The following is an 11,594-nucleotide window of genomic DNA, read 5'->3' as shown; positions in this document are numbered from 1 at the left end:
GGGAGAAGCGGCGCGGATCGGGAGAAGCGGCGCGGATCGGGAGAAGCGGCGCGGATCGGGAGAAGCGGCGCGGATCGGGAGAAGCGGCGGGAGCGCCTGCTCAGGCCGGGTCGGTCTGCAGCGCGCAGGAAGCCGGCCCAGGCACCAGCATCGAAGGTGAGGGTCGGGCCGCTGCGGTCCTTCGAATCGCGTACGCCCACCGCCCCGCCAGCAAACCGCACCTCGGCACAAGGCCGGGTTGTTCGAACTGCGGAACGACCGGCACCGCAACGCCCGCCTGCACCCCGATATGCCACAACCCGCGGCCCTGCGCGCAGATGCCGCACTCGCGGCCTCCTCCATCGGCCGGGATACCTCGTCGGGTTGATCATGAAGTTATCGCCGAGGAAACCGTTCTCCAGTGGCAATAACTTCATGATCAGTGGGAGGAGGGCATGCCGCCACCGCTCACCGGACGTGCAGGCGTTGTGGTGACGCAGCTGCCGCATCGGGGGCGGGCACCGCGACGGGATCACATGGTGTCGAACGGCTGGGATATCGTCGGTCCAACCCTCATTGCCGTACAAAGCCCGGAGCCATGACGCGCACCCTCCTCGTTCCCCCGGATCAGCCGGGTGCCTTCCCGTCTATTCGGGAAACGGTGGTGTCCATGCTGGACCGGTCAGGAAGGGGCGGGCGGTGACGCATCCGGGTGCGGCACGGCCGGGCGAGCCGGGTTGGCAGCATCACCCGGACCCGGCCGCGCCGCCGCAGCAAGGAACGCCGCCGCAGGCCGGCGCGTCGGCTCAGCAATGGGCACCGCCGCAGCAGACCGGCGCGCCAGCACAGCACCCAGCCGGGATGCCGGCGCAGCAGCAGGCTGGCGGCGCGGCACCGGTGCTCGGTGGGACCGGGCCGGGGCACAGTTGGGCAGCCCAGCGGGGGCAGGGGCGGGCCACCATCGGCGGCACCTACGCCAGCCAGGCGGCCGGCAGCGCCGCGCACACCGGCCAGGCCGGCCCCGGCACCACACACCCGGGCCAAACAGGCACCGCCACCACATACGGCGGACAGGCCGGCACCACATACGGCGGACAGGCCGGCGCCACATACGGCGGACAGGCCGGCGCCACACACAGCGGGCAAGCCGATGCTGCGCACAGCGGACAAGCCGGCGCTGCGCACAGTGGACAGGCCGGCGCTGCGTACGCCAGTCAGGTTGCCGGTGTGGCAGCGGGGGCCGCAGCCGCGCCGCCGGCCGGGACGGGGGCGGCGGCGCCCGCGACGGCGGCTCGGTCGGCAGCGGCGGAGGCCAGCGGCGCGGCGGCTCCGGTGGTACGCCCGCATCGGCGGCAGTTGCGTGTCGCCGGCATCCACGTCGCGCAGTTGGTGGCCTGGCAGGCCGGTGCGGCGGCGGTGCTGGCCGCCACGCCGCACGGTGTGCCGCTGACCGTCGGCGTGGCCACCGTCGCACTGCTGCTGCTCGCCCCGACGGTGGTACGCCATCGGGGTCGGTGGCTCTACGAGTGGCTGAGAGTTTGGTGGGGTTACCGAGGCCGGCGCCGGCAGTTGGCCGCCACCGGGCCGGAGGCCGCATGGCAGTTGCTGACCCATCTGGAGGGCAGCGTCGAGCTGGACCAGGTCGAGATCGACGACCAACCGGCGGTGCTGCTCACCCATCGGGGTGGGCTCAGTGCCGTGCTGGAGGTGGACCCGACCGAGGGTGCGCTGCTGATGGGAGCGCCGCAGGCACTTTCGTCGCCGATGTCGCTGCTTCCCGCGGCCGACCCGAAGACGCCGCAGGTGGCGGTGCAGGTGCTGATCCAGGTCACTCCGGCACCCCGGGTCGGTGCGGCAGCGGTGGACCGGGCGTACCGCGAATTGACCGGCGGCAGCGTGCCAGCCAGCCGACAGGCGTGGGTGGTGCTCCAGGCACCGCGTACCCCCGATTTCCACGCTGACCGCGACCTGCGGCCGGCGCTCACCGCGGCGATCCGGCGGACCCGGCGCCAGTTGCGCCACGACCGGGTGATGGCCCGCCTGCTCAACCGCGACGAGGTGCTCGCCGCCGTCGCCAGCCTGACCCACCTCACCGGCGCTGCGGCGGGCGGGGACCGGCCGCTGGCCCGGGAGAGTTGGCGGAACTGGTCGGCACAGGGCACTCCGCAGAGCTGCCACCGGCTGCTCGACTGGCCGGACCGGGCGTGGGAGGTGGATCCGCTGCTACGCGCCCTACCCGCAGCGGCCGGCGTGGTGTCGATCGCGGTGGCCCGCCAGCCCGGTCGGCCCGGTGACGACGAGGCCGTGCTGGAGGTGGCGTTCCGGCTGATCGGGGCGGACGCCGCCGCGCTCGCCGCCGCCGACCGCGCGCTGGCCGAGGCGATTCGCGGCCACGGCGGTCGTCTGCAACGACTCGACGGCGAACACGCCCACGGCGTGGCCGCCACCCTCCCGCTCGGAGGATTCCTGCGGTGAACAGCGTCGCCTTTCCCGGCAGCCGGATCGGGCTGCACGTCACCGACGACACCACTCTGGCCGGGCTGCGCCTGGTCGCCGGGGGCGGTGGGCTGGTGGTCGGCCGGAACCGGCAGCAGGAACCGGTGGGCCTGCGGGTGTTCCGGGCCGAACCGACCCGGCTGATGTTGACCGGTGGGGTACGCGCGGCAGAGCTGCTCGCCTTCCGGGCCCTGGCACTCGGCGCCCGGCTGTTCATCCAGACCGCCCGTGAGCAGGAGTGGGACGCCTTCCTGCGGCGCTGCGTCATCGGGCGGGAGATCGCCTCGTTCCTGCCGCCCGGGGTGGCTCCCCCGGTGCCGGCGACTCCGACCGAACCTCAGCTCGTGGTGGTCGACACCGGTCCGGTGACCGGGCCGGACACCAATCTGGCCGCGCCATGGCGGGCCACCCTGGTGGTCCGCGACGACCTGGCCGGCTGGGACGTCGAGGTGCTCGTCCGTAGCGACATCGTGGTGCTCCAGCGGCTCACCGAGGCCGAGGCCGCCACGGCGGCGAACGCGCTCGGCCTGGTGAGCGTGCAGAGCTGGTTCACCCAACTGCACCCGGAGATGGTCGGCCTGATCACCAAGGGCAAGGTGCAGTGGGTGATGCTCAGCGTGACCGGCACCGAACGCCAACTCGTCGGGCCGGTGGCTCGGGGCGCTTGACCTTTTAGCGGACACTCGTCCCTTTTGAGGACTACTATCCGGACAGCTCGCTTCGACAGCTGGAGGCATCCGGATGAACGACAACCCGGCGACCGTCTACCGAGTCCGGACCGGCCGGGTGGCCTGGCGTAAGGCCGGTGACGAGGGCGTACTGCTGGACCTGGAGCAGGCCGTCTACTTCGGGCTCGGGCCCTCGGCCGCGCTGCTCTGGCCGCACCTCGTGGACGGAGCTACCGCCGAGGAGCTGACCCGCGCGTTGGTCGAACGAGCCCCGGTGGACGAGGAACGGGCCGCTGCGGACGTGTGGCGGTTCCTGAGCGAACTGGAAGCCGCCGAGCTGGTCGACCGAAACTGAGCGCCGCTGGTGCACGATGCTGAGCGCCGCCGGTCGCACGATGCTGAGCGCCGCCGGTCGTATGGTCAGGACAGCCAGGCCGTTGGCGTGGTGTGACGCAGCAGTTCGACCATCTTCTCCCGCTCGGCGTCGGTGTCCCCGTCCAGCCAGGCGTGCGCGTGGAAACCCGCGCTCGGCGCGGTCACCCCGATCACGATGGTTCGGCTGATCCGCCGGGCCGCGTACCAACGCTGTCGGACCAGTGCGCTCTCCAAGCAGCTGGCTCCGTCCCAGCGCAGCGCGCGGTGCATGGCTTCCGGGTCGATGCCGGGTGGCGGTCCCGGCAGGCGTACGGCGGGAAGTCCGCCCCGGGTGAGCTGACGCCGGGCCCGGCGACGGGCGCGGACGGCCCAGAACGCCAGGCGCACGCCGGCCAGGCCGCCGCCCCGGGCCATCCGGACCAGGCCGGGCACGAGTCGTACGGCGGTGTTGGCGCGTCGGACGAGAGTCACCATGCCACTGGTCGCCACGGATCCTCCTAGCTGTCCACCGACCAACCTCCGAAACGGATACTATGCCCAACAAGGCTGTTATCGGACTATGGCCAGGAAAGGTATTTCATGAATGAGATCCGCAAGAAGGCAGCTGCGACCCGGGGGGCGTACGAACCGCCTCGACTGCGCCGGTTGGGAACCCTGGCCGAGCTGACCAAGGGGGGTACCAACGGAATCCCTGACGGACTCGGTGGCGTCGGCTTCTCATGACCGGCCGCCTTCTCACCCCGTCCACTTGTCTATCTTGTCCATTCAGCTGAGGCGGGCCACCCGCCGGTTCCGCCATCGGCCGATCTTCACCGATCTGGACCTCGATGTGCCCCAAGGTGCGCGGCTCCTGCTCGCGGGCGACAACGGATCGGGCAAGACCACTTTGCTGCGGTGCCTGGCCGGGACGTTGGCCCTCACCGCCGGACGGATCTCGGTGGCCGGCGAACCAGTCGGTTCGCCGGCCGCCCGCCGGCTGGTCGGCCTGTGTCTCGCGCCCGAGCAGGGCCTGTACGGCCGGCTGTCCGCGCGGGACAATCTGCGGCTGGTCGCCCGGCTGCGGCTGCCCCGCCGATCCGTGGAGCCGGCGACGGCCCGCGTCATCGAAGAGTTGGGCATCGGGACGTACGCCGATCGACCGGCGGAGAAGTGCTCGGCGGGCATGCGGGCACGGGTGAGCATCGCCCGCGCCCTGCTGGGTGATCCCGTGGTGCTGCTGCTCGACGAGCCGACCCGTTCCCTCGACGAACCGACCCGCGCGATGCTGTGGGCAGCGCTGGACCGCCGTCGTCATCTGACATGTGTCATCGCCTCCCACCATCGAGAGGACCGGGCCCGGTGCGATTCGACGCTGACCCTGCCGGTGGGACGTTGACGACCGTCGAGGATCGGATCCGCCGTGCCGCGGCGGTTGCCGGGCGGTCATCCACGGGCACGCTGATCGCCTTGACCGCCCTGATCCGCCGGGACCTGCGAACCGAGCCACTGGTGCGGATCCCGGTCCTGCTGGATCTCGCCTTCGCCACCGTCAACCTGGCGATCTTTCTGTTCATCTCCCGCTTTCTCACCGCACCGGGCCGAGGTTCCGTCGAACCGTCCCACAGCTACTTCGACTACGTGGCGGTCGGCATCGCCTACATGCTGGTCATGCAGGCGACCACCACGCAGCTCACCATGCGCATCACGTCCGAGCAGCGGGCCGGCACGCTGGAGATGCTGGCGGCTCAGCCGATGTCGCCGGCGGCCCTGGCGGTCGGCACCTGCGGATACCCGTTCCTGTTCGCCGCCCTCCGTGCCTCGATCTACCTCGCCGTGCTCGCTCCGCTGCTCGGTCTCCGAGTCGGGCACGCCGACTGGCTCGGCATGGCGGTGCTGCTGGTCGCCGGATGCGCCGCCATGGCCGGCATCGGCATTCTCCTCATGGCGGTCACGATCGTGGTCGGGCACGGTGACGCGGCCGCTCGGGTGATCGTCGTCGCGCTCACGTTCCTCTCCGGCACGTACTTCCCCGTCGGCACCCTCGGTCCGGTGCTGCATCCGCTCTCCGCGCTGCTGCCCAGCCGCTTCGCGCTCGACGGCCTGCGTGCCGCGCTCGCCGGGGCGGCCTGGACCGGCCCCGCGCTCGCCCTGCTCGGCATCGCCGTGGTGCTGCTGCCGCTGTCGATCTGGATCTTCGGCGGAGCGCTGCGGCTGGCCACGAAACGAGGAGTCCTGACCCGTGAGTGAGCTGTCCACGCCGTCGATCCCGCGGCCCACCCCGCTGGACATCGCCAGCGGCTCGGTGTTGGGGCATGGCGCCCGCACGCCGTCGCTGACGGCCGCCGACCGGCCGGTGCCCGCCTCGCCGCTGGCCGCACTGGAACAGGCGGTGCTGCCCGCGCTGGCCCGACCGCCCTGCGTGGTGAGCTTCTCGGGCGGGCTGGATTCCTCGCTCGTGCTCGCGGTCGCCGTACGGGTCGCCCGCCGCGAGCAACTACCACCGCCGGTGCCGGTGACCTGGCGGTTCACTGACGCGCCGAAGGCCGAGGAGTCCGGCTGGCAGCACGAGGTGATCCGGGCGCTCGATCTCGCCGGTCCCTGGCACCGGCTGTCGGCCGGCGACGATCTCGACTTCGTCGGGCCGGTGGCCGCGCGGCTGCTGCACCGGTACGGCGGCGTGCTGCATCCCGGCAACATTCACCTGCACCTGCCGATCATCGAGTTGGCGCAGGGCGGTTCCCTGCTCACCGGCGCGGGTGGCGATCAGATGCTGGCCGGTTGGTGGCGTCCGGCCCGGACCATGCGGATCCGCCTACGACGGGCCCTGGCTCCGGCCGTCCGGGCGGTGCTGCCACCGGGCCGGCGTCGGGCCGTCCGGGCTCTCCCCTGGTTACGGCCCGACGTGGCGACCGACTGCCACCGGTCGTACGCGGCGGAGGTACGCGCCGAGCCGTACCGCCTGGACCGCCGTATCCACTGGCACCTGGGCCGCCGGGATCTCGCGCTGACCTGCGCGAGCCTGTCCGGGGTCGGTGCCGACCACCAGGTGTCGGTGGTCAATCCGCTGCTCGACGCCGGTTTCCTGGCCGCGCTGATCGTCCGGGCCGGTCGTCTCCACACCCCTACCCGGCAACAGTTGCTCACCCTGATCGCCGGGGACGAACTGCCGGCGGTGGTGACCGCGCCCCGAGGCAAGGCGACGTTCCTGGAGGCCTTCGTACGCCGGCACGCCCGGGACTTCATCACCGGATGGGACGGCTCGGGCGTGGATGAGGACCTGGTCGATCCGGTTGCGCTGAAGCGGGTGTGGTCGACGTGGCCGATCGCCCCGGGCACCACCGCCCTGCTCCAGCACCTGTGGTGGGTGACCCGGTCCGAGCGGGCCGGTGGCGTACCGCCCGGACCGACCCGCGCTGCGGAACAGCCGATCGCCGCAGCACCGGAATGAGTGCGGCGGCTACCGCAGGGGCGGATCCGAGGCGGGACCGTCATGGGCGTGCCGGGCGGCACGCAGTTCGCGTACCGCCCGCGGCAGACCGGCGGCGTGCCGGCCCAGTCGACCGGCGTACGCCAGGAGAAGGCCGAGCCGACCGCGCCGGGCCAGCGGGCTGAAATAGCGCATCGATGCCGGCGACGGCAGCAGGCGCAGCCGGAAGTGCCGCAGCCGGGCGCGGGCCGTGGGCAGTTCGGTCAGCCGGGCCAGCGACTTCGCGGTCGCGGAGGAGCGGTGCGCGGCGAGCCACCGGCTCGGCGTGTAGACCACAGGCAACCCGCCCAGTTCGGCGGCGAGCAGCCGGCCACGCTCGGTGACGCGCAGGCCCAGGGCGAATCCTTCCTCGGCGGCACATCGGCGGGCGACGGCGGTCGCGGCCCGCCAGTCGTCGATCGTGAACACGTCCAGTGCCCGGGTCAGGTCGGTGACCGGGTGGTCGGCCCTGCCGGGCCGGGCCGCGTGCAGAACGGTCAGGAGGGCGGCGCAGATTCGATCCGGCACGAGCACCCACCCGCCGGCCAGCGGCAGCTTTTCGGCGCCGGACCGTATCGCCTGCCAGAACCGCTCCGGGTCGCCCACCCAGCCGAAGCTCCGATGCAGATCGACCACCAGCGAGACGGAACCGGGTACGAACCACGGCCGTTCGTGGAACAGCTGGTCGTCGGGACGGGCACCGGCGACCACCGGGCGGTACCCGGCAGCGGCCAGCGCCTGCTGCGCGGCCTCGAAGGCCGCCGGCGCGACGAGCAGGTCCACATCGATGTAACGACGTTCGATACCGAGCAGGCGGGCCAGGCCGGCGCCCTTCAGCAGCACCGCGTCGATGCCGTGGGCGCGGAGCAGCGTGCAGGTCGCGGCGGCGGCCGAGTCCAGTGCCAGGCAGCGGACGGCGGCGGCCAGCGCGGTCACGACGGGACTCCCACCGGTGTCGCCAGCGCCCGGTCGAGCAGCCGGCGGGTGTCGTCGACCGCCGCCCACTGTTTCGGCCGGACCAGGTCCCAGGCTGGCAACGCGGAGAGGGCCAGCAGCACGGCGGGATCGGAGGTGAGCGCCGGCCAGGTGCGCAGCGCGGCGAGCCGGGCCAGCAGGTCGGTCGCGGCGACCGGGACCGCAGCCGGCTCGTCGCCCCAGCCGAGGAAGAACCAGCCGCCGAGGGGCAGCCGATCGGCTACCGGCGGCAACGCGACCCGGAGCCGGGTCGCGTACCGCGCCGGCAGCGGGGCGAGATCGATCCCGGGGACCGGTTCCCGCAGGTCGAGGCAGCGCGGCCCGGCGAAGGCGTACCGCCCGTCGGTGACCAGCACGTCGTCGGCGAGCACCGGCACGCCGTCGGCCGCCAGCACCGCGAGCAGACTGCTCTTTCCGGCGGTACGCGCACCGAGCGCCGCCCAGGCGCGACCGCCGCTGACGAAGGCACCGGCATGGAATGTCTCCCGGCCGCTCCACCGGTTGACGACGGTGGCCACGGCGGCGAGATAGGGATGGGCGAGCAGGTCCGGCGCGGGCGTCGGGCCGTACAGGGTGGCCCTCGCCCGGCCCCGGTCCACGCTCATCCACCGGCCGTCGGCCAGCATCCGCACGCACCGGTGTTCGTCCGGCCCGACCGGCTGCGGCGGCACCTCGATGGGGTCGGAGCGGATCGTCACGGTCGGTCGCCCGTCCGGCGGTCCGGCCGGTGCCAGCTCGACGACGTGGTCGAGGCCGCGCACCCGCAGCCCGTAGGCGTACCGATCGTTGTCGTTGTTCGGCATCGATGGCTCTCCCGTAAGGCGTGCCTCGCGGGCGGCACCGGCCGGTGCCGCCCGCGAGGGTCGGTGTGGTCAGTTGCTCTCGTGTCGTTGGCGGTGCGCCCTGGCCTGGTCGGGCCTGGGTTGGGCCAGTTCGCGCGGCACCACGCCGGCGTCGCCGTTGACCTGGGCGCGGTTCGTGCGCTTGGTCGCGGCGGTCGCCACCGCGGGCGGGTCGATGCCCAGTGCCAGGACGTCCCAGGCACCCCAGAACGATCCGGCCGACTCGACGCTGAACGTCAGCGAGAAGTTGAGCGTCCCACCCGGCGGCAGGCCGCCGAGCGGCAGCGGCAGGGTCGCCTCGCTGTAGAAGCCACCGCCGGGCGGGTCCTCGGACGGGGGGTCCATCCGCAGGTTGTTGACCGTGACGGTCCGCCCGTCGCTCAGCGTGAACGTGCTGGTCAGCGTCGCCGGGTTGCGCCACTGCAGGTCGGCGTAGGGCGGCCGCGGAGACGTCCCTGCGGGTGGCGGTGGCCCGTTCAGCTCGCTCAGGCTGGAGATCCGCAGCTTGATCTGACTCGCCGGCGTGCTGGCCCGGTTGGTGAGCGTCCGGCGAATGATCAACTGCCCGCGGCTGGTCGGCGTCGGTGCGACGTACTCCCGGTTGGGCGCCGCGCTCGCGGACACACCGCTGTCCAGCAGCGTGGTCTGGAGCAGGGTGTTCACGATCCGGGGCCCGTCAGCGTTGCGCGGGTTCCCGGTGCCGATCGCCGAAGGTATCCCGCCCTGGATTCCGCCGGTCGTGGTGAGGAACCGGAAATCGGCTCGGGTGTTTCCGGTGTCCAGCGGTCGGCCCGCCTCGCGCAGCCGGCCGAAGATGTTGCGGACCGTCGGCGTGTGGGTGAAGGCCGGCAGCGGGCTGCCCCGGTAGAAGCCGGGGGTGGAGCCGGCAGCGTCAGCGATGGTGCCGGTGCCGGGGGTATCGGTGTCCGGGAACCGGACGCGCAGCCCACCGACCGCGCCCAGCGAACACACCGGGCCGACCACGACCGTGCAATCTCCCTCGACGGGATCAGCCGCCAGCGGCAGATCCGGCTCGGCGACGGCCCCGAGCGAGTAGTCCGCGGCCGCGACCAGGAAGGCCTGACCGACGGGGAGGGGTAGCCGGGTGGGCGGGATGGTGACGATGGTGCCATCCGCTGCCTCGATCCGGATACCAGACACCGGCATCGGGATCGGGCTGTTGTTGTAGATCGAGACGTACTGGTCCAGTGGCCCGCCGACGCCGGACTGGCGGAACTGGGTGATCAGGGCCTGTCCGGCCACCCCGGTCGCCTGCACGTTGACCGTGTTGGAGAAGACGACGGCGTTCGTGTTGGTGGAGTCGTACCGCACCTCGAACTGGTTCGTTCCGAAGTCCGGTGCCCGGCTGGTGAAGGTGGCCCGGTTGCGCGTGACCGGGAAGGTGCCGAGCAGGGTACGCGTCCCGGCGCTGCTGAAGAGGCTCACCGAGCCCTGCGCCTCACCCGGGCCGATGTCGACGGTGAAGCCGATCTCGTCGCCGAAGTTGACCGACGCGTCGTCGACGCTCAGGGCGACCACGCTGCGGGCCTGGACCACGATCCGGATCTGGAGGACGTCGGTCACCCCGAACGCGTCGGTCACCCGGATGTCCGCACCATAGGTGCCGGCGGTGGTCGGCGTGCCCGCGATGAAACCGTTCACCGTGTTGAGGGTGACACTGGGCGGCAGCGACCCGGCAGCCACCGACCAGGTGAACGGCGGGGTGCCGCCGAGCACGGTGAGCCGCTGCGAGTAGGCCGCGCCGACCTCGCCGAGCGCCAGGTTCGGCACGACGATCTGCGGCCGGGCGTTGATGGTGATGACGGTCAGCACACTCCCCTCCCGGCCGTCGGCGTCCACCACCCGGAAGACCACCGGATACTGGCCAACGGTGGTGGGGACACCGGTGACGGCAGGGCTCAGCGGGTTGAGCGCCAGGCCGGGCGGCAGGTCGCCGCTGATCGGGCTCGGCGCGACGGACCAGGTGTAGGGCGGCACTCCGTTGGCGACCGTGACGTTGCCCATGTACGCCGCGTTGACGGTGCCCTCCGGGCCGATGTACGACACGCTCGGCGAGATGGCCGTGGTGACCGGCGCCGACCGCGCCGACTCGGGGCCGGTGCCGAGCGCGGTGCGCGCCGCCACCGTGAAGGTGTAGGTGACCGCGGGGGTCAGACCGGTCACCGTCGCCGTGGTCACCGGCGGCACGACCTGGGCCGCCTGCGCCGCCCCGTTGATGTACGGCGTGATCACGAACTGCGTTACCGGTGAACCACCGTCGTCAGAGGGGCGGATCCAACTCAGCAGGGCTGTCGTGGTGCCCGCGGTGACCGCGACGATGGCCGGCGCGGTGGGCAGGGCCATCGGCACGGCGGCCTTGGAGTGCGGGCTGGCTGGCCCGGTGCCGGCATCGTTGACGGCCGCCACGGTGAACGTCCACTTCCCACTGGTCGGGGAGATCTTCACCGCGCGGCTGGTCTGCGACGCGTCGAACCTGCTCGGGGCCTGCGCCTTGCCGTTGCGGAACGGTGTCACCACGTACCCGGTGATCTTACTGCCGTTCTCGGCGGGCTTGCGCCAGCTGACGGCGACGAGGTCGCCGCGCTTGCCGGCTTTCGGCCGCTTCGGCGTGGCGGGTTTACGGGCGGCCTTCGGCCGGACCGGGTCGGCGGCGTTCGCCGAGCCGGTGGCCGCCGGTTTGACGGGGCGGGTGGATGCCGCCGGTGGCGCGTCCCCGGGGGAACGCGCGGAAGCGGGGGTGGACACCATCGCCGACGCGACCAACGCTATGGCAAGCGCTGATCCCGCCAGCGT

Annotated in this window: 12 protein-coding genes; 7 read left to right on the top strand and 5 right to left on the bottom strand. The window is 72.5% G+C overall.

Annotation, left to right across the window (positions count from 1 at the left end; genetic code table 11):
- Positions 1 to 371, bottom strand: a 371-nt coding sequence (locus tag Vqi01_RS23895; protein ID WP_204037093.1) for a DUF397 domain-containing protein, incomplete at its 3' end; no start/stop codon positions are given.
- 307 nt (positions 372 to 678) lie between these two features.
- On the opposite strand from Vqi01_RS23895, the gene eccE reads away from it, so the two are divergent.
- The 3 genes from eccE (at position 679) to Vqi01_RS23880 (ending at position 3,498) form a co-directional block, all read left to right on the top strand.
- Entirely contained in the window at positions 679 to 2,454 is a 1,776-nt protein-coding gene (eccE, locus tag Vqi01_RS23890) for a type VII secretion protein EccE (protein ID WP_204037091.1), read from the top strand.
- Positions 2,451 to 3,143 (top strand): hypothetical protein, encoded by a 693-nt coding sequence (locus Vqi01_RS23885; RefSeq protein ID WP_204037090.1) that lies wholly within the window; start codon positions 2,451 to 2,453, stop codon positions 3,141 to 3,143. The genes eccE and Vqi01_RS23885 overlap by 4 nt, the downstream gene beginning before the upstream one ends.
- 73 nt (positions 3,144 to 3,216) lie before the next feature.
- Positions 3,217 to 3,498 (top strand): PqqD family protein, encoded by a 282-nt coding sequence (locus Vqi01_RS23880; protein WP_204037089.1) that lies wholly within the window; start codon positions 3,217 to 3,219, stop codon positions 3,496 to 3,498.
- 65 nt (positions 3,499 to 3,563) lie between these two features.
- On the opposite strand, the gene Vqi01_RS23875 is transcribed toward Vqi01_RS23880, so the two are convergent.
- The gene (locus Vqi01_RS23875; RefSeq protein ID WP_204037088.1) at positions 3,564 to 4,007 is read right to left on the bottom strand and encodes a lasso peptide biosynthesis protein; all 444 of its coding nucleotides are present in this window, start codon (positions 4,005 to 4,007) and stop codon (positions 3,564 to 3,566) included.
- A 90-nt stretch (positions 4,008 to 4,097) separates the two neighbouring features.
- Here Vqi01_RS23875 and Vqi01_RS23870 point away from each other — a divergent pair, with 90 nt between their 5' ends.
- From Vqi01_RS23870 to Vqi01_RS23855, 4 genes are read left to right on the top strand one after another with little or no spacing between them, the layout of a single operon-like run.
- Positions 4,098 to 4,241, top strand: coding sequence for a lasso RiPP family leader peptide-containing protein (locus tag Vqi01_RS23870; protein WP_204037087.1), 144 nt, complete (start codon positions 4,098 to 4,100; stop codon positions 4,239 to 4,241).
- A gap of 34 nt (positions 4,242 to 4,275) precedes the next feature.
- Positions 4,276 to 4,893 (top strand): ABC transporter ATP-binding protein, encoded by a 618-nt coding sequence (locus Vqi01_RS23865; protein WP_204037086.1) that lies wholly within the window; start codon positions 4,276 to 4,278, stop codon positions 4,891 to 4,893.
- A complete protein-coding gene (locus tag Vqi01_RS23860; RefSeq protein WP_204037085.1) occupies positions 4,857 to 5,744 on the top strand; it encodes an ABC transporter permease in 888 nt (295 codons plus the stop codon). The genes Vqi01_RS23865 and Vqi01_RS23860 overlap by 37 nt, the downstream gene beginning before the upstream one ends.
- Complete coding sequence (locus tag Vqi01_RS23855; RefSeq protein WP_204037084.1) at positions 5,737 to 6,945, top strand: asparagine synthase-related protein; 1,209 nt, start codon at positions 5,737 to 5,739, stop codon at positions 6,943 to 6,945. Before Vqi01_RS23860 ends, Vqi01_RS23855 begins: the two co-directional genes overlap by 8 nt.
- A 9-nt stretch (positions 6,946 to 6,954) precedes the next feature.
- Here the strand turns inward: Vqi01_RS23855 and Vqi01_RS23850 are convergent, their stop codons facing one another.
- The 3 genes from Vqi01_RS23850 to Vqi01_RS23840 form a co-directional block, all read right to left on the bottom strand.
- Positions 6,955 to 7,899 (bottom strand): nucleotidyltransferase family protein, encoded by a 945-nt coding sequence (locus Vqi01_RS23850; RefSeq protein WP_204037083.1) that lies wholly within the window; start codon positions 7,897 to 7,899, stop codon positions 6,955 to 6,957.
- Positions 7,896 to 8,741 (bottom strand): hypothetical protein, encoded by an 846-nt coding sequence (locus Vqi01_RS23845; protein ID WP_204037082.1) that lies wholly within the window; start codon positions 8,739 to 8,741, stop codon positions 7,896 to 7,898. Before Vqi01_RS23845 ends, Vqi01_RS23850 begins: the two co-directional genes overlap by 4 nt.
- A gap of 69 nt (positions 8,742 to 8,810) precedes the next feature.
- Positions 8,811 to 11,546: a fibronectin type III domain-containing protein gene (locus Vqi01_RS23840; RefSeq protein ID WP_204037081.1), complete on the bottom strand. Its 2,736-nt coding sequence runs from the start codon at positions 11,544 to 11,546 to the stop codon at positions 8,811 to 8,813.
- Between the last annotated feature and the right edge of the window lie 48 nt (positions 11,547 to 11,594).

It is taken from the genome of Micromonospora qiuiae (genome assembly GCF_016863555.1).
Taxonomy (GTDB): domain Bacteria; phylum Actinomycetota; class Actinomycetes; order Mycobacteriales; family Micromonosporaceae; genus Micromonospora; species Micromonospora qiuiae.
This window is presented reverse-complemented; position numbering and strand designations above follow the sequence as displayed.